Source organism: Arthrobacter sp. 2RAF22, assembly GCF_052115325.1.
Classification (GTDB): domain Bacteria; phylum Actinomycetota; class Actinomycetes; order Actinomycetales; family Micrococcaceae; genus Arthrobacter.
The window spans coordinates 244,476-262,064 of record NZ_JBFRGL010000001.1 but is presented as its reverse complement, the minus strand read 5'-3'; the positions used below and the strand labels follow the sequence as shown (position 1 = coordinate 262,064).

At 62.8% G+C, this 17,589-nt stretch carries 13 protein-coding genes; 9 read left to right on the top strand and 4 right to left on the bottom strand.

Annotated elements, in window-relative coordinates:
- Positions 1–105: 105 nt before the first annotated feature.
- From AB4068_RS01130 to secA, 4 genes are all read left to right on the top strand, one after another.
- Positions 106–984 (top strand): ComF family protein, encoded by an 879-nt coding sequence (locus AB4068_RS01130; protein ID WP_306961049.1) that lies wholly within the window; start codon positions 106–108, stop codon positions 982–984.
- A 158-nt stretch (positions 985–1,142) separates the two neighbouring features.
- Positions 1,143–1,868, top strand: coding sequence for a ribosome hibernation-promoting factor, HPF/YfiA family (hpf, locus tag AB4068_RS01125; RefSeq protein ID WP_234748144.1), 726 nt, complete (start codon positions 1,143–1,145; stop codon positions 1,866–1,868).
- Between the two features lie 32 nt (positions 1,869–1,900).
- Positions 1,901–3,142, top strand: a complete 1,242-nt coding sequence (locus AB4068_RS01120; RefSeq protein ID WP_306961046.1) for a winged helix-turn-helix domain-containing protein — start codon at positions 1,901–1,903, stop codon at positions 3,140–3,142.
- 134 nt (positions 3,143–3,276) lie between these two features.
- The gene (gene secA / locus AB4068_RS01115; RefSeq protein ID WP_441432485.1) at positions 3,277–6,021 is read left to right on the top strand and encodes a preprotein translocase subunit SecA; all 2,745 of its coding nucleotides are present in this window, start codon (positions 3,277–3,279) and stop codon (positions 6,019–6,021) included.
- Positions 6,022–6,162: 141 nt separating this feature from the next.
- Here secA and AB4068_RS01110 read toward each other — a convergent pair whose 3' ends face one another.
- Entirely contained in the window at positions 6,163–6,678 is a 516-nt protein-coding gene (locus AB4068_RS01110) for an Rv3235 family protein (RefSeq protein WP_307053561.1), read from the bottom strand.
- 46 nt (positions 6,679–6,724) lie between these two features.
- Positions 6,725–7,513 (bottom strand): LysM peptidoglycan-binding domain-containing protein, encoded by a 789-nt coding sequence (locus AB4068_RS01105; RefSeq protein ID WP_441432484.1) that lies wholly within the window; start codon positions 7,511–7,513, stop codon positions 6,725–6,727.
- 154 nt (positions 7,514–7,667) lie between these two features.
- Here AB4068_RS01105 and AB4068_RS01100 point away from each other — a divergent pair, with 154 nt between their 5' ends.
- Positions 7,668–8,240 (top strand): hypothetical protein, encoded by a 573-nt coding sequence (locus tag AB4068_RS01100; protein ID WP_059387548.1) that lies wholly within the window; start codon positions 7,668–7,670, stop codon positions 8,238–8,240.
- A 46-nt stretch (positions 8,241–8,286) separates the two neighbouring features.
- On the opposite strand, the gene AB4068_RS01095 is transcribed toward AB4068_RS01100, so the two are convergent.
- Entirely contained in the window at positions 8,287–8,502 is a 216-nt protein-coding gene (locus tag AB4068_RS01095) for a helix-turn-helix domain-containing protein (protein ID WP_059387549.1), read from the bottom strand.
- A gap of 152 nt (positions 8,503–8,654) precedes the next feature.
- On the opposite strand from AB4068_RS01095, the gene AB4068_RS01090 reads away from it, so the two are divergent.
- Genes AB4068_RS01090 through AB4068_RS01075 form a run of 4 tightly spaced genes read left to right on the top strand, consistent with a single transcriptional unit; the run spans position 8,655 to position 17,020 of the window.
- Positions 8,655–9,299, top strand: coding sequence for an SAF domain-containing protein (locus AB4068_RS01090; RefSeq protein WP_441432483.1), 645 nt, complete (start codon positions 8,655–8,657; stop codon positions 9,297–9,299).
- Positions 9,296–10,609, top strand: a complete 1,314-nt coding sequence (locus tag AB4068_RS01085) for an AAA family ATPase (RefSeq protein ID WP_441432482.1) — start codon at positions 9,296–9,298, stop codon at positions 10,607–10,609. Before AB4068_RS01090 ends, AB4068_RS01085 begins: the two co-directional genes overlap by 4 nt.
- Positions 10,610–10,666: 57 nt before the next feature.
- A complete protein-coding gene (locus tag AB4068_RS01080) occupies positions 10,667–15,520 on the top strand; it encodes an NAD-glutamate dehydrogenase (protein ID WP_441432481.1) in 4,854 nt (1,617 codons plus the stop codon).
- Between the two features lie 30 nt (positions 15,521–15,550).
- Positions 15,551–17,020 carry a sensor histidine kinase gene (locus AB4068_RS01075; protein ID WP_236811889.1) on the top strand — a complete coding sequence of 490 codons (1,470 nt, stop codon included), beginning with the start codon at positions 15,551–15,553 and terminating at the stop codon, positions 17,018–17,020.
- 130 nt (positions 17,021–17,150) lie between these two features.
- On the opposite strand, the gene AB4068_RS01070 is transcribed toward AB4068_RS01075, so the two are convergent.
- The gene (locus AB4068_RS01070) at positions 17,151–17,399 is read right to left on the bottom strand and encodes a WhiB family transcriptional regulator (protein WP_003804966.1); all 249 of its coding nucleotides are present in this window, start codon (positions 17,397–17,399) and stop codon (positions 17,151–17,153) included.
- Positions 17,400–17,589: the final 190 nt, after the last annotated feature.

The window sequence follows — 17,589 nt, the reverse complement described above, 5'->3', positions numbered from 1 at the left end:
GAACCCGGGCGGCGTGGGCCCACGTTCCGACAACGTCGCCACTTGTTCTCCACATAGCGCGGTTGGGGAGTGTTGTCAGCCGTCGAGGAGCCGGATGCTTGGGGCATGGGTACTGTGGGCCGTTGCCGGGTGCGTGACCCTGACCGCACTGTGGTCCCGAGTGACGACGCACGCCATCGGGGAGTCCATCCTGCACGATTGGCGAGGCTCGCGCAGGGCGTCGGTGAGGCCTTCGTCGAGCTGCTGGCTGTTCTGGCCCCTGTCGAATGTGTGTGCTGCGGTTTCGAAGATTCGGCCCTCTGCGGCACCTGTGCACGGCGCCTGCGGCTGCTATGCGCCCGTCCGTTTCGCGCCGAAGGACAGGCACCGGCTTTGCTCACGGCGGAAGGGGCCGTGATCCTGCCCGTCGTCGCGGGCGGACACTACCGGGACGAACTGGCCCAAGCCCTGCTTTCTTTCAAGCATCTGGGCCAGGGACGGCTCGCCTCCGTGCTCGCGCCTGCACTGGGCAAGGCCATCCGGTCTGCCGTTGGAGACGCGGCAGGCGTCTGCCTTATACCTGTTCCCAGCAGTAACGCGGCTTTCCGGCGCCGCGGATTCAGTCCGGTCCATCTCTTGCTTGGCCGCTTGGGACAACGTGGCGCTTTGCCGGGTCTGCACATGACGGATGCCTTGAAGAAGGCGCCCGGACCGGGAAGCGGGCAAAAGGGCTTGGGCCGCGGAGAGCGTGCGCGCCGTGTCCGTGGTTCCATGACCGTTCGCCTGTCCCGCAAAAGGTCATTGGAGGGCAGGGCATGCGTCATCGTCGACGACGTCCTCACTACGGGTGCGACCCTCGCCGAAGCCGCCCGGGCCGTGTCGTCGGCGGGAGGCGTGGTGTGTGGAGCGGTGGTCCTTGCCGCCACCCGGCCGCCGGCCGGCAGCGACCAACCTGCGGACGGGCTGGACACCCAGCCCGCGCCGACTCAAACAAAAAATAAGTGACGAAAGGATGAATTACCAGTGGCGATGAACTAACGTCGGTTATGGGTACCAAGAACAGATGTACCTGTCGATAGCGGCTCGGAAAGGGGCTCGACTGTCCGTCAGATCAGCCCCTAGAAGCGCCCTTATCGTGTCACCTGAGTTGTTTGGAGGGCACCATGGAGTTCATGATCAGCGGCCGTAATCTGACCGTTTCGGATCGCTTCCGCGAGTATGCCGGCGAGAAGATATCAAAGATTGAATCGCTTGGGGACAAGGTCCAGAGGGTCGACGCGAAGGTCTCAAAGGAAACCAACCCGCGCCAGACACCGGGCCAGCTCACGGTCGAAGTGACAGTTCTGGGCCGGGGCCCTGTGATCCGGGCCGAAGCGAGCGCCGCTGACAAGTTTGCCGCCTTTGATCTCGCCTATAGCAAGCTGCTGGAGAGGCTCCGCAGGGCCAAGGACCGCAAGAAGGTCCACCACGGCCGCCACACCCCCAAAGCCGTTCGTGAGGCTACTGCGACGCTCGAGCCGGCCAGCGCGAGCGAACCCATTTACGTAGAGGCAAGCAACCACCAGGAGCCAACGACGCCACCGGTGGAGACCTCGCCCTACGACGTCGACAACGACATTCCGGCCGGTGATTCCCCGGTCCTGATTCGTCGCAAGGTTTTCCCCGCCGCTTCGCTCACCCTTGATGACGCGGTGGACAACATGGAATTGGTGGGCCACAATTTCTACCTGTTCGTGGACAAGGAAACCAACACGCCGTCGGTCGTCTACCGCCGCCGTGGCTGGACATATGGAGTAATCACTCTGGACTCCACATGCGAACCAGGAGACGAACCCGTGGAGGAAAAGATCCACGCTTACCGTTCGAATGACCAAGCCGCCACAGCCTAGCTTGCATTCGTAATTCCCATGAAAGGACTGGCATGGCCGCTTCGCTGAGCCTGTTGCAGGCACGGCGGATTGCATTGGCAGCCCAAGGACTGGACAAGGAACGGCCCACCGGCCCCGTGACTTCGCGGGCGGTGGGCCGCACCTTTGCCCGCCTCCACGTGGTGCAGATCGACTCCGTCAATGTCCTCTCGCGCAGCCACTACCTTCCTTTCTTCTCAAGGCTTGGCAACTACGACCGGAGCATCCTTCATGCGATGGCCGGGCGAAGTCCGCGGCGCATGATGGAATACTGGGCGCACGAGGCGAGCTTCATCCGCCCGGAACACTTCCAGGATCTGCTGCTCTGGCAAAACCGCGCATGGGTGGGCGCAGCCCACTTGGAACATGGACTCCGGGAGGACATGGCCAACCGGATCCTCGATACGCTCGCGACCGGGCGCCCCATGACTGCCGCACAATTGACGGCCCACCTAGGGCACCAGGAAGACCGGCAGCACGATAACTGGGGGTGGAACTGGAACCTGGTCAAGAGGGTTTTGGAGCACTTGTTTGAAGAGGGGCTCGTGACGGCCGCGTCGAGGACGGAGCAGTTCGAACGCCGGTACACGCTGACATCGCGGGTCCTGCCACCGGGATTGCCTGCGGTCATCCCCCGAGCAGGAGCCCTCCCGGACGGCGGCTCCGAGCTGTCGACGGCGGCAATGGACCGACTGATCGACGCGGCAGCCCAGGCCCATGGAATCGGATCAATCCGCTGCTTCGCCGATTACTTCCGGACTCCGGTGAAGGCAGCTGCAGCATCGATCGACAGGCTCGTTGCCGCCGGCCGCCTGGAGCCCGTCACGGTGCGTGGTTGGGACCGGGCCTTGTACCGGCACGCGGAGGCCCGTCTTCCCAGGGCCGCCACGGGCCGTGCCTTGCTCAGCCCGTTTGATTCACTGGTCTTTGAGCGTAGAAGGCTCGAGGAGTTGTTCGGCTTCCATTACCGGATCGAGATCTACACGCCTGCGGAGAAACGCAAGTTCGGGTATTACGTGCTGCCCTTCCTCCTTCGGGACGCAGTGGTCGCGCGCGTAGACCTCAAGGCCGACCGCGCAGCCAAGCAGCTTCTGGTGCGTGCCGCCCACGGCGAGCCGGACGCTCCGGCGGACACCGCCGTCGAGCTTGCCGCCGAGCTGCGGCTTATGGCGCAGTGGTTGGGGCTCGACGACGTCGTCGTGTCACCGATGGGCGATCTCTCGTCGCCGCTTGCCTCGGCAGTGGCCCGCGGCTGAGGTCATGGGTCTCCGGCGGTGGCCTGCGGGCGCCTTGCGCTCCGCTCTCAGGGAAACGGGGCCGCGTGGCGTTGGTCTCTCCCGTAGACTGAAACCGCCAGAATTCGGCAGCTTGAGACTGGGAGCAACTTTACGTGGCATCACTTATCGAAAAACTTCTCCGCACGGGTGACAAAAAAACCCTGAGGCAACTGCGGACCTACGCCGATTCCATCAACGCCCTCGAAGACTCCTTCAAGACCTTCTCCGATGCCGAATTGCGCGAGGAGACGGACAGGCTGCGCGCCCGCCACGAGGACGGCGAGAAGCTGGACGATCTCTTGCCGGAGGCTTTCGCAGCGGTGCGTGAAGCTTCCTCCCGCACCTTGGGGATGCGCCACTTCGATGTCCAGCTCATGGGTGGGGCCGCCCTCCACCTGGGCAATATCGCCGAAATGAAGACCGGTGAAGGAAAGACCCTTGTGGCCACCGCTCCGGCCTTCCTCAATGCCCTGACAGGCAAGGGCGTGCACGTCGTTACAGTCAACGACTACCTCGCCGAATACCAGTCCGAACTCATGGGCCGTGTCTATCGCTTCCTTGGCCTCAGCAGCGGTTGCATCCTGTCGAACCAGGATCCCGAAGTGCGCCGTCAGATGTACGCGGCAGACATCACCTACGGCACCAACAACGAATTCGGCTTCGACTACTTGCGCGACAACATGGCGTGGGACAAATCCGAGCTTGTGCAGCGCGGCCACAACTACGCGATTGTCGACGAAGTGGACTCCATCCTCATCGACGAAGCCCGTACTCCGCTCATTATTTCCGGTCCTGCCCAGGGTGACACCAACCGCTGGTACAGCGAATTCGCCAAGGTCGTGCAGCGCCTCCAGGCTGAAGTCGACTACGAGGTCGACGAAAAGAAGCGGACGGTCGGTGTTCTCGAAGCCGGCATCGAGAAGGTCGAAGACTACCTCGGCATCCAGAACCTGTACGAATCCGCCAACACCCCGCTTATCGGCTTCCTGAACAACGCCATCAAAGCCAAAGAGCTCTTTAAGCGGGACAAGGACTACGTCATCCTCGACGGCGAAGTCCTCATTGTTGACGAACACACCGGCCGTATCCTCGCCGGACGGCGTTACAACGAAGGCATGCACCAGGCGATCGAGGCCAAGGAAAACGTCGAGATCAAGGCTGAGAACCAGACTCTCGCCACTGTGACCTTGCAGAACTACTTCCGCATGTACTCCAAGCTCTCGGGCATGACCGGCACGGCTGAAACCGAAGCCGCCGAGTTCATGAGCACCTACAAGCTTGGCGTGGTACCCATTCCCACCAACCGGGACATGCAGCGCATCGACCAGTCGGACCTCGTGTACAAGAACGAAATCGTGAAGTTCGAAGCCGTCGTGAAGGACATCGCGGAACGGCACGAGAAGGGCCAACCCGTGCTCGTCGGCACTACCAGCGTTGAGAAGAGCGAATACCTTGCCAAGCTGCTGGCCAAAGAGGGCATCCGGCACGAGGTCCTGAACGCAAAGAACCACGCACGCGAGGCCGCGATTGTCGCGCAAGCGGGACGCAAGGGCGCCGTCACGGTCGCCACCAACATGGCTGGCCGCGGTACTGACATCATGCTGGGCGGAAACGCCGAGTTCACGGCCATCGCCGAACTGGCAAAGCGGGGCCTGGACCCTGAGGAAAACTCCGAGGAGTACGAGGCCGCATGGCCCGAAGCGCTCGAAGCGGCCAAGCAGGCAGTCAAGGACGAGCATGAGGAAGTGCTTGAACTTGGCGGGTTGTATGTGCTGGGCACGGAACGCCACGAATCCCGTCGAATCGACAACCAGCTGCGTGGCCGCTCGGGCCGCCAGGGCGACCCGGGGGAGTCCCGCTTCTACCTCTCGCTGACCGATGACCTCATGAGGCTCTTCAACTCCGGCGCTGCCGAGCGCCTCATGAACAGCTCGGTACCGGACGATGTTGCACTCGAATCCAAGCTCGTGTCCCGCGCGATCGCTTCGGCCCAGGGCCAGGTTGAAGGGCGGAACGCCGAGCAGCGCAAGAACGTCCTCAAGTACGACGACGTCCTGAACCGCCAGCGTGAAGCCATCTATGGCGACCGCCGGAGGATCCTTGAAGGCGACGACCTGCACGAAAAGGTCCAGTTCTTCCTGGAAGACACCATCAATGCCTTGATCGATGCCGCGACGGCAGAGGGAACCGGCGATGACTGGGACTTCCACCAGCTGTGGACCAACCTCAAGACCCTGTACCCGGTAACTGTTACGGCCCAGGACGTCATCGACGAAGCCGGCGGGAAGGCGCGGGTGTCCGTTGAATTCCTTAAAAACGAGATCCTTTCGGACGCCCAGCTCGTTTACAAGGAGCGGGAAGAAGCCATTGGCGCCGAGAACATGCGCGAGCTTGAGCGCAGGGTTGTCCTCTCGGTCCTTGGCCGCAAGTGGCAGGAACACCTCTATGAGATGGACTACCTCAAAGAAGGCATTGGCCTGCGCGCGATGGCCCAAAGGGATCCCCTGGTCGAGTACCAGCGTGAAGGATTCACGATGTTCCAGAGCATGATGGAAGCCATCCGCGAAGAGAGCGTGGGCTTCCTCTACAACCTGGAAGTGGAAGTAACGCCCGCCGAAGACGTGGTGGTAGTGGATGGCAGCCCTGAAGGCGGTCACGTGGAACATCACGATCCGCAGATCCGCGCGGCCGGCCTCGAAGCCCCGGAAAAGCCTGTTCAGCTGCAGTACACGGCGCCTGGTGAAGACGGCGCGAGCCAGACCCGCGTCGAGGGGAGGGCCTCGGGCCGCTCAGGCAACCCCGCCAAGGCTGCCGCTGATGACAAGCAACGCGGATCCAACAGGAAGAAGCGCCGCTGACACTGCGACTGCCTGACGCATGTAGCTGACGCCCGCAGCCTCCGGACGTTTCCAATAAGCCGATGCCTGCAGCGAAAACGGAGAGGGACCAGAACGCGCGTTCTGGTCCCTCTCCGTTTTCGCGTGCTTTGAACCGGGCCGTCAGCCGATTTCGAGGGCGGTAACCCGCCATGCGCCGTTGATCCCTTCAAGCCTCATGGCTACGGCGCGGGAGCGGAGTTCTTCCGAGACAACCAAGCTGGCCTCGTACACTCCGTCGTTCACCGCGCAGACACGCACGGAACGGACCATTGGACTTCGGTGAAGGCGCGACTGCCCACCCGGGGCGTTGGCAGCATGGGCTCGCGTCAATGCGGCACGGTGTTGAAGGGCGCTGAGGCATCCGGGATCCAGGGTCCGTGAGAGCTGTTGCGCCGGCCGGGTGCCTGCAAGGACCTCGAGCGCGGCTTGGGCGATGCTGCGGGCCAGTGCGCGGATTTCGCCGTCGAGACTGCGGATCTGGGCCGCTTTGCGGGCAGGAGATGGCCCCCCGCCCGACGGCCCGTCCGTTCGGGCTTTCGCACGAGGGGAAGCCATGATCGAACGGGAGGCAATGGGTGGCGAAGCCGCCTGAAGGACTTCATTCGGCACGCTGCGGACGGCTGGTGATGCGCTCATGGACTTCCTCGGTTACGGATCGCTGGTTGGTGGTGGTTGGGCTGGGTCACTGGTTCGGCGGTGGTTGGAGGACCTGACCCGGTAGGAGGAGCCCAGGGTCGTCTCCAATGACATGCCGGTTGGTGGAGTACCACCTCGGCCAGTGGTGGGCAATGTCGACGTCGCTGGCCATGGGGCCCAGCTGCCGGGCGGCAATCGACCACAGTGAATCGCCCTGTTTCACCACCACTTCGCCTTGATTTGGCGAAGCAGGCTGTTCGGCGCCACGCTGCGGCCCGTTACCCAGGAGCCCGGGCGCAGTGGCAGGTGCGCGGGGTTGCCAATGCGGGTTGATCTCCAACGAGCCGGACTCAAACGAGGGAATGGCCGGGCGATGGGGAGAAGGACTAGGGGAGGGTTTCCATTGGGCAGAGATGCCGCTCGACGAGTTTGAGCCGTTTGCTGGGCTCCACGCTGGTTCAAACTGTGCCGGTGCCGCATTCGCCACGGGGATTCCCGCGAGATTCAGGCCCAGAATTGCAACGGCCAGTCTGCGCATGAACGCAGGGCTGAGTTTGGCAGTGGCGCTCGAGCAGCGGTTCTTTCCCATTTGCTGGAGGAGCGCGGCGGCCATTGCCAGGATGAACGTGGCGATCCACCAGGCACCGATCCCCAGACCGGAGGCAGTTGCGACAAATCCCAGGAGGTCTTCGAACATGGGTGTCTGGAGTCGTCCTGCCGCGGAGTTCCATCGGTCAACCAAGATCAGTCCAGTGACAGCGAGCAAAAGGGCGAGCACCAGGATGGTCACCGCCATTGCAACATCGTTCCGAACGGGCCTGTTCGTCTGTTCCATGGGTTCCCCTTACCCAGTTGATGCAAGTATGTGCGATTTGATGCTATTTAATGATGTTTGAATTATTTTGGTCACAACGAGTGGCATTTGTCTAGGACTAGCTTGTCGATGAAGACAGATTGACCGTCGAGGGATGCCCGCTTACGCTGACGCAATGCGTTGGGATGCTCTGTTTGAAGACATGGAGGCACAGTTGGCCTCTGAGCGATTGCTGGGACTTGAATCGGAAATATCAGAGCGGGCACGTGTGGAGATCGCCGGAATCGACGTCTCCGACAGGCTGCGTGGCGCGATCGGCCGGAAGATTGATGTGAAGCTCCGATCCGGAACGCAGGTGTCAGGGACGCTTAGTCATGTCGGGAGCGAATCGGTGGTTTTGGACGAAGGTCGCCACCAGTGGTTGGTGCCCGTCGCGGCGGCTTTGGCGTATCAGGGCCTGGGTCGGCAGGTCCGGGCTGGCCAATCGAAGGCATCACAGCGGCTTGGCCTGGCCAGCGCACTGCGAATGCTGGCCCGTGACAGGGCGGAACTGGCGGTTCATCTGCTTGAGTTGGCGCAGGAGGAGCGGACGATGCGGGGCGTCATTGATCGCGTGGGCAAGGACCACTTTGATCTCGCGGTTATGTTGCCGGGCGAGGTCCGCCGGTCCGGGAACGTCGTATCTGTGGCAACAATTCCGTTCCAGTCACTTGCCGCGCTGCGTTCATTGCGGGGCCAGGACTTCTAGCCCGGCCGGCTCCCCGCCGTCGTTGTCCTGGGGCGCTGGACGGAGATCAGGACGACTTGGATTTGGCTTCTTGGATGATCCTGCTGGCCTCGGCGTAGCGTTCCTCGATGTACTGCTCCAGCATCTTTTCTTCGACGCGCCACTGGCCCCTGCCGCCCACTTGGATGGCCTTGAGCTCACCGCTTCGCACCAGAGCGTATGCCTGCGGCGAGTTGATCTGAAGCTGTTCGGCGACATCAGCGAGGGTGAGGAATCGGGGCATGCATCCATTTTGCCACTGTTCGATCCACTTGCCGCGGTTATCCACAGGTTGACGTAATTTGAGGCATGTGGCTTTCGGAAGGGACCCAGATGCGGTCAGAATAAAGGCCACTGAAGGTCGACGCCGACTAACAAGACAAACGGGGGAGCAGGATGGGTGTAACTACCGCGGCCGCTGCAGCGCGGCTCAGGAAACCGTCATGGAGGGATCCGCGGCTTTTGGTGGGGATTCTCCTGGTCTTGGCATCGCTGGCCGGCGTCATCGCCCTCGTTGGAACCGCGGACCGCACCATTCAGGTCTATGCGGCGCGCCAGTCGATTGCCGTGGGCCAGAAAGTCAGCAAGGACGATCTTGCGGTTGTCAAGGTCCGGCTCGACGACGTTGAGTCCAGCTATGTCACTCTGGCTGGCGGTCTGCCGGAGGGAAGAGTTGCCATCCAGCGAATTGCCAAGAACCAACTCGTCCCGCAGGAAAGCCTGGGCGCCGCCGACTCCTTGGACCGCAAGCCGGTGGCGATCGCGATCCAGGAATCGCTGCCTTCCCAGGCTGTGGCAGGATCCCGCGTCGACGTCTGGGTGGCCCACCCCGATGTGCGCAACGGTTTCGGCACGCCGCAGTTGCTGTTGCCCGGGGCGGAGATCGCCCAGGTCACGGAGGGTGCCTCCACCCTTGGAGCGTCCAAGGAGAAGGTGGTTCTGGTCCTGGTGACCGATGAGCAGATGCCGAACCTTCTTGGTGCGCAGGCAAACAAAGCGAAGATTGCCGTGGTGTGGAATCCGGGCGGTGCCGGCAAGTGAGTATCCCGGTTGTCACAGTCGGGCAATCCCGGGAAGATTTGGTCGGCGGACTCGAACGGCTCCACGGGCCGGTGACGGTGGTGCGTCGGTGTGGTGAACTCGCCGAACTCCTGGCCGCATGCCAAAGCGGTCTCGCCCGCGCCGCAGTCATCGCCGAAGGCGCTGGGGAATTGACGGCGTCGCTGGTCGACCGGCTGGCGGCTGTCGGAGTCTCCATCGTCGCCCTGAGCGACGATCCGGGAGAGGAGAGCCGCCTGCGCAGCATCGGCGTCGTGACGGCGTCGCTCGATGTCGATTCGGCAACGCTGGCGTCGAGGATCTCCGATGCCGTAGGCCAGTTGCCCGGACAAGGAAGACGACGCGCGGAGCCTCGGGATTCCGGGTTTGCGGATACTGCGGCAGAACTCCGTCCCACCGATGCGCCGGAAGAACCGGAACACGTGCCGGCCGGGGCCGGCCGGATCATCGCGGTCTGGGGGCCTACCGGGGCGCCTGGCAGGACTCTTGTGGCGGTCAACATTGCTGCAGAGTTGGCGGCGGAAGGCAAGTCAGTGATCCTCCTCGATGCAGACAGCTACGGGGCCAGCGTCGCGGCTTCGCTGGGCTTGCTGGACGAATCCGCCGGACTGGCGCAGTCTTGTCGACTGGCGGACCAAGGATTGCTGGATACCGAATCGCTCAAGCGGATCGCCGCGCCGGTCTTCGCCAAAACCACCAGCTTCCGGGTTCTTACCGGCATTACGCGCGCGGACCGGTGGACGGAGCTCCGGGCCGCCGCGCTCTCTTCGGTGCTTGAGCTCTCCAAGGAGATCGCGGACGTCGTCGTAGTCGACGCAGGTTTCTGCCTTGAAGCGGACGAAGAACTCAGCTTCGACACCATGGCCCCTCGACGCAATGCCGCGACCCTCCGCAGTATCGAACTGGCGGACACCGTTTACGCCGTCGGCGCGGCCGATGCCGTTGGCGTTCCGCGACTCGTGCGTGGCCTCGCGGAGCTCGAACAGGCTGTCCCGCACGCGGCTCCCCGAGTGGTTTTGAACAAGGTCCGGGCCGCATCCGCTGGCCGCTCACCCGAACGTGAACTCCGTGAAGCATGGGAGCGGTACGGACCCAATCAAGGCATCGAAGCGTTCCTGCCATCCGATCCTGAAGCCTGCGACGTGGCCCTGTTGTCCGGCTCTGTCCTCTTCGAGGCTGCGCCCGAATCTCCATTGCGGCTCGCCATCGCAAATATGGTATGTGCACCTGTCCAGCAAAATCGCAAATCCTCTGTCATTTATTCCAGAGCAAGGCGTCGTCTAAAGCGTTAGGCTCGCCATGTGGGCTGCAAGGACGCAGCAATTGAGATGTGATGGAGGCGTTTGTCGATGTCGTCAGGATCCAGCGTGGAGGATCGTTCTAAACCTGCAGTAGTCCGGGAGGGATTCTTCGGGGACTACTACGAGCATCTCGCAGAGGAGGACGCGCGCGGGTACGCTGCCGAGCAGTTGACCTCTAGGGCGGCGGCACACCGGGAAGCGGGGCAGAGCCGCAAGCCGGGCACTGCCAACGTCAGGATCGCCAATGAGGGTGACCGCAGCATTCTGTACATCGTCACGGATGACATGCCGTTCCTCGTGGACTCGGTGAACGCCGAACTCGTTCGCCAGAACTGCGCTATCCGGCTCGTCATGCACCCGCTCTTCGTGGTTTCGCGTGACCACCTCACCGGCGACCTGTCGGACATTGCCCGGGTGCCGTCGAACATCGGCATCTCGAGCGGTGACACCGCGGCGATGCCGAACATCGCCCATCTGATCGCCCAAGGTGACAATGTCTCCCACATGGAGTCGTGGATCGCCGTCGAGGTTGACAGGGTGGCCGACGACTTCCAGAAGGAACTCGTGGACGGAATCCACCGCGTCCTGAACGACGTCCGGGCCGCCGTCGAGGACTGGCCCAAAATGCGCACGAAGGCGCTCGAGCTGGCATCGTCCCTGGACAAAGTGGCCCACCCGGAAGACATCGCGGAACTCAGGCAAGCGCAGGACCTGCTGCGTTGGTTGGACAACGGCAACTTCACGTTCCTTGGTTACCGGGAATACGACCTCATCACCGAGAACGGTGAAGACGTACTCGAGTTGCGTGAAGCAAGCGGTTTGGGACTCTTGAGGGCGGGTGACCACCCGCACCAAATCCAGCACCTCACCGATGCCGGACGCCGGAAGGCGCGCGAGAAGCGTGCCTTGGTCATCACCAAAGCCAACTCGCGGTCCACCGTTCACCGCCCTGCGTACCTGGACTACATCGGTGTCAAAAGCTTCGATGTTGCCGGCAACGTCAACGGTGAGCGCCGCTTCATCGGCCTCTTCGCAACGAGCGCGTACACCGGTTCCGTAAGGAACATCCCGATCGTTCGGGAAAAGGTCGACGCCGTGCTTCGCTCGGCCGGTTTCCCCCAGGACTCACACTCTGGCAAAGACCTTGTCGGTATCCTCGAGACCTACCCCCGTGACGAACTCTTCCAGATAGAGACCGAGGACCTGGCAGCAACGGCTTTGGGCATCCAGCGTCTGCAGGAGCGGCGTCGTACGAAGCTCTTCCTGCGCCCGGACATCTATGGGCGATTCATGTCGGCATTGGTCTACCTGCCCCGTGACCGCTACACCACCAACGTCCGGCAGCGAATTGAACAGGAACTCCGCGAGACTTTCGAAGCCGAGAGCATCGACTACGAGGCCCGGATCACGGAGTCCGCACTCTCAAGGGTGTTCTTCCGTATCCGGCTCCCGCGGGAGGCTGAGCTTCGCGACGTCGACGCCGGTGAACTCGAAAAGCGGCTTGTCCGGGCTTCGCGGTCCTGGGCCGAAGGAATTGCGGAGGTGCTCCGCGAGAACACCAGCGGTTTGGATGCCGAGCGGTTGTCCGCCCTGTGGGCAGATGCGTTCCCCGCCGGCTACCGGGTCGACTACGAAGTCGAAGACGCCCTCAAGGACATTGAGCGTTTCGAGAAGTATGCCGCCACAACCGACCGCGACGCCGTCGCTGTCCAGGCGGTCCCCGGCGTGCATGTCTACCTGCCCAACGGCGCTGGTGAACTGCTCGAAGAGGATGCCCGCGTCAAGCTCTACCTTTTGGAACCGAAGAGCCTGAGCCAGATCCTGCCCTACTTCCACAATCTTGGCCTTGAGGTTCTCGATGAGCGGCCTTTCGAGATTGAGACTGCCGACCACCGGGACTTCTTCCTCTACGACCTTGGCCTGAAGTACCCCGCCGGTGTCGATCCCGTGGCCACCGGCCAGCTCTTGGCGGACTCCTTCAGCGCCGCCGTGACCGGTGCGGTGGAGTCCGACAGTTTCGACCGGCTCGTCCTCCGGGAAGGTATCCACTGGCGGCAGGTTGTCATGCTCCGCGCCTATGCGAAGTACATGCGCCAGATGGGGAACACCAACTCCTTCGAGTTCATAGCGGATACCCTCCTCGCCAACCCGGAGGTTGCCCGCGGCCTTATTGACCTCTTTGGGGCGCGCTTCGATCCGTCGTCGCCTGACGCCGCGCGTCCGGCCCGCCAGGAGGGCGCCCGCGCCGCACTGGCCGAAGCAATTGACCAGGTGGCAACGCTCGACGCCGACAGGGTCCTGCGGACTTTCGTCAACCTCATCGAGTCGACGCTGCGCACGAACTACTTCCAAGGCAAGTCGTACGTCAGCTTCAAGCTGGATCCGACCACGATCGACGGACTGCCGTTCCCGCGGCCAAAGTACGAGATCTGGGTGTACTCGCCTCGCGTTGAAGGCGTGCACTTGCGCTTCGGCAAGGTGGCCCGTGGCGGTTTGCGGTGGTCGGACCGCCGTGAAGACTTCCGGACCGAGATCCTCGGGCTGGTCAAGGCACAGACCGTCAAGAACGCCGTGATTGTGCCGACCGGTGCCAAGGGCGGATTCTTCGCGAAGCAACTTCCGGATCCGGCACTTGACCGTGCCGCATGGATGGCCGAGGGCATCGAAAGCTACAAGACCTTCATCCGCGGCCTGCTCGACCTCACCGACAACCTCGTGACCACAGCCGACGGCGAGAAGATTGTGCCGCCGTCGGACGTTGTCCGTCAGGATGACGACGATTCGTACCTGGTGGTGGCAGCTGACAAGGGCACCGCTACCTTCTCGGACACCGCGAACGGCCTGGCCGCCGAGTATGGATTCTGGCTGGGGGACGCATTCGCTTCCGGTGGTTCCGTGGGGTACGACCACAAGGCCATGGCTATTACGGCCCGCGGCGCATGGGAGTCGGTCAAGCGCCACTTCAGCGAGCTGGACCTTGACACCCAGAGCGAGGAATTCACCGTGGTTGGCGTCGGCGACATGTCCGGCGACGTGTTCGGCAACGGAATGCTGCTTTCCAAGCACATCCGCCTGCTGGCCGCCTTCGACCACCGCCACATCTTCCTGGACCCGACGCCGGATGCGGCTTCGTCCTTCGGCGAGCGGCAGCGTCTCTTCGAGCTTCCCCGCTCCTCCTGGGACGACTACGACCGCTCGCTCATCAGCGCAGGCGGCGGGGTCTACCCCCGCCAGGCCAAGGTCATCCCGATCTCGCCGGAAGTCCGCCGTGCCCTTGGCCTGCCGGACGGAACGGTTCAGCTGAGTCCGCCTGAACTTCTGCGTGCAATCCTCCTCGCTCCGGCCGATCTCCTCTACAACGGCGGGATCGGAACGTACATCAAGGCCAGCACCGAGTCCCACGCCGAGGTGGGAGACAAGGCAAACGACGTCATCCGCGTGAATGGGCGCGAACTCCGCGTCAAGGTCGTGGGCGAAGGCGGCAACCTCGGAATGACGCAGCGCGGACGTATCGAGGCCGCTCTGCAGGGTGTCATCCTCAACACCGACGCAATCGACAACTCTGCCGGCGTCGATTGCTCCGACCATGAAGTCAACATCAAGATCTTCGTCGACCGGATGGTTGCCGCAGGAAAACTGGATGCTTCCGAGCGCACTTCGTTCCTCGCCGACATGACCGACGAGGTCGGGCGCCTTGTGCTCGAAGACAATATCGATCAGAACATCCTCTTGCTCAACGACCGCACTCGCGTCGCCGAATGGAGCCCGAGCTACGAGCGCCTGATGGACTGGCTCGAGAAGTCCGCCGACCTCAAACGGGACCTCGAAGCGCTGCCGACCACCGAGACGCTTCGCGAACGGTTGGAACAGGGCCAGGGCCTGACGTCCCCGGAACTGTCCGTGCTCGCCGCCTACGCCAAGATCGAATTGGGCTCGGCATTGCGGGACAGTGATCTGGCGGATGACCCCTGGTTCCGTAAGACGATCCGCTCCTACTTCCCGAAGCAGCTCCGAGAGCGGTTCGACGCGGAACTGGACACCCATCCCTTGCGCCGCGAAATCATCGCCACCGTGGTGGCCAACGATATGATCAACCTGGGCGGGATCACCTTCGCCTTCCGCACCATGGAGGAGACCTCGGCTACCGAGGTCGCCGTCGCCAAGGCGTTCGTAGCCCTCCGTGAGATCTACGAACTCGAGTCGATGGTGCGGGAGCTCAATGCCCTGCCTGCCTCGTTCCCCACGGAACACTGGAGCACCGTCCACCTCGACATCCGGAGGCTTCTGGACCGTGCCGTTCGCTGGTTGCTGAGCCAGGGCAACGCCTCGAAGCCGATCTCGGAGATCGTCGCGGAATTCAAGCCGATGATGGATCCGATGCGGGCCCGGGTGCTCGACTACTTGCGCGGCAGCGACAAAGAGCGCGTTACCGGCTGGCTCGAAAAGGCGCGCTCGTGGGGACTTCCCGACACGCTCGCCCATCGCTGGGCCGAGCTGTTCGAGAGCTTCGTGCTCCTGGACATCGCCAAGATCACGCACAGCCGCGACGCCCGTGTGGAAGAGGTCAGCCACCTCTACTACACGGTATTCGACCGCTTCCACGTCGATTCATTGCTGGAGCGAATTACCGCGCTCCCGCGCGATGACCGCTGGCAGGCTCTTGCCCGTGCAGCCCTGCGCGACGACCTCTACTCGACCGTAGCGGACATGACGACATCGGTGCTCGAATCGACCGACGCCGACCTCGACGCCGAGGCCCGTTTGCGGGCCTGGGAAGGCATCAATGCCGAGCAATTGGGCCGCGCGAAGAGCATGTTCGACGAGGTCAACGCGCTGGAGGCCGACGACATGGCTTCTCTGTCGGTAGCATTGAGGCTCTTGAGGTCAATCGTTCGACGCTAGGGACAAGCCCGGGCGTTATATGGAGGTGCAGTGGCAATCTTTACAGACCCCATCAGGGAGCACGCTGATTTCGGGCCTGGAGATGCCGAATGGCTGCACCTCCTGGTCGGCGACTGGCAGATGGTCGCCGACCTGGCGTTCGCGGACTTGGCCCTATGGTTTCCGCATCCTGAATTCGGTTACATCGCGCTTGCTCACGTGAGGCCGTCGACGAGCCACACGGTGTTTCATGCGGACTTCGTCGGGGAAGGCATCCGCTCGGATCTGCGACCGATAGTCGACAAAGCGTGGTCCAGCCGTTCCATCGAACGCTCCAGCGAAACGAGCTGGAGCAGCGAGATGGCCCTGCGCGTCGAGGCGGTTCCCATGGTCAGGAACGGACGGACCCTTGCCGTCGTCACGTCGCATATGGACCTTTCCAGTTCGCGGATGCCTTCCCGCCTGGAGCTCACCTATCGGCAATGCGCCTACGATCTGCTCCGGATGGGAACGCTGGGACTCTGGCCGGATTTCGCTTCACCGACGGGTTCCCGCCGTGGCGCTCCCCGCGTGGGTGACGGCCTGATAAGGCTCGACGCCGACGGGATCGTCCAGTATGCGAGTCCAAACGGTGTCTCCGCCTTCCGTCGCCTCGGCGAGGTGGAAACCTTGGAAGGACGGTCCCTTGCGGAAGTAACCGCAGGACTCCTCAAGGACCGGCGGATGGTGGACGAGACATTGCCGCTGGTCGTCACGGGTCGGATGCCCTGGAGGAGCGAGATCGAGTCCCGCGGTGTCAGCTTGTCGTTGCGCGCGATTCCGTTGCGTGACGAGAAGCATCGCTTCGGAGCCTTGGTGCTGTGCCGCGACGTGTCCGAACTGCGACGCCGTGAGCTCGAGCTGGTGACCAAGGACGCGACAATTCGTGAAATCCACCACCGCGTCAAAAACAACCTGCAGACGGTGGCGGCTTTGCTGCGCATGCAGTCGCGACGGATGGTCAGCGATGAGGCGAAGCAAGGCCTGGAGCAGGCAATGCGGCGAGTGGCGACGATTGCCTTGGTTCACGAGACACTTTCGCAAGGCCTCACGCAGAGCGTTGATTTCGATGAACTCATTGGACGCCAGTTCCGGCTCTCCGCAGAAGTAGCGTCCCCTTCGCAGCACGTCCGGACCGAGCGCGCGGGCCTGTTCGGCGAGTTGCCGAGCGACTTTGCCACGCCCCTTGCTCTTGTCATCAATGAGCTCGTGACGAATGCGGTGGAGCACGGCCTTGAAGGACGGGCCGGAACGGTTTGGCTCATGGCCGATCGGTCCACGGGGGAGCGCGGCGATGAACTCCTCACGGTGACGATCGCCGATGATGGCGTCGGGCTGCCCGAGGGGTCATACACGGAAGGTCTAGGCCTTCAGATTGTGCGGACGCTCGTCACGAGCGAATTGGGTGGCAGCATCCAGTGGCGGCCGCGCGACGGCGGCGGCACCGCCGTCGAGATCGTCCTGAACCTCGTCCGGAGCTGACGCCGTCCGCTGGCGACGCGCTCTGTCTCTGACCGCGGTCAGAAATGCGAAGATGGCCCGGACTTATCAGTCCGGGCCATCTTCGTGTGTTCTCTTTGCCTCAGGCGTTGTGTTTTGCGGGCCGAGTCGCTTAGGAAGCGCGGCGGGCGCGGGCGGCGCGGCGCTTGAGTGCACGTCGCTCGTCCTCGCTCATTCCGCCCCAGACGCCAGCGTCCTGACCCGACTCAAGGGCCCACTGAAGGCATGTGTCCACGACGGGACAGCGGCGGCAGACACTCTTCGCTTCCTCGATCTGGAGAAGCGCAGGGCCGGTGTTGCCTACGGGGAAGAAAAGCTCCGGGTCCTTGTCAAGGCAGGCTGCGCGGTTACGCCAATCCATGCTGATCAGTCACTCCATTCGTGAGTACTAGTTAAGCCTTTTGTGAAAATATTCACGAGAGGCTTCATAGGAAAGGGGACCCATTGGGCCCCCTTGGTCGTCTGAGTCAAGCGTGTCATGTTAACGCCATGTAAACAAGGGGTTCAAGCGTTTGAAACCGTGAGCGATGCATCACATTGGATACCGGCCT

Excerpts from the sequence above, each read along its gene's own strand:
- hpf (WP_234748144.1), top strand. The coding sequence starts at position 1,143 with ATGGAGTTCATGATCAGCGGCCGTAATCTGACCGTTTCGGATCGCTTC.
- AB4068_RS01080 (WP_441432481.1), top strand. The coding sequence starts at position 10,667 with ATGTCGTCAGGATCCAGCGTGGAGGATCGTTCTAAACCTGCAGTAGTC.
- AB4068_RS01090 (WP_441432483.1), top strand. The coding sequence starts at position 8,655 with ATGGGTGTAACTACCGCGGCCGCTGCAGCGCGGCTCAGGAAACCGTCA.
- AB4068_RS01095 (WP_059387549.1), bottom strand. The coding sequence starts at position 8,502 with ATGCCCCGATTCCTCACCCTCGCTGATGTCGCCGAACAGCTTCAGATC.
- AB4068_RS01130 (WP_306961049.1), top strand. The coding sequence starts at position 106 with ATGGGTACTGTGGGCCGTTGCCGGGTGCGTGACCCTGACCGCACTGTG.
- AB4068_RS01070 (WP_003804966.1), bottom strand. The coding sequence starts at position 17,399 with ATGGATTGGCGTAACCGCGCAGCCTGCCTTGACAAGGACCCGGAGCTT.
- AB4068_RS01120 (WP_306961046.1), top strand. The coding sequence starts at position 1,901 with ATGGCCGCTTCGCTGAGCCTGTTGCAGGCACGGCGGATTGCATTGGCA.
- AB4068_RS01100 (WP_059387548.1), top strand. The coding sequence starts at position 7,668 with ATGCGTTGGGATGCTCTGTTTGAAGACATGGAGGCACAGTTGGCCTCT.
- AB4068_RS01105 (WP_441432484.1), bottom strand. The coding sequence starts at position 7,513 with ATGGAACAGACGAACAGGCCCGTTCGGAACGATGTTGCAATGGCGGTG.
- AB4068_RS01110 (WP_307053561.1), bottom strand. The coding sequence starts at position 6,678 with ATGAGCGCATCACCAGCCGTCCGCAGCGTGCCGAATGAAGTCCTTCAG.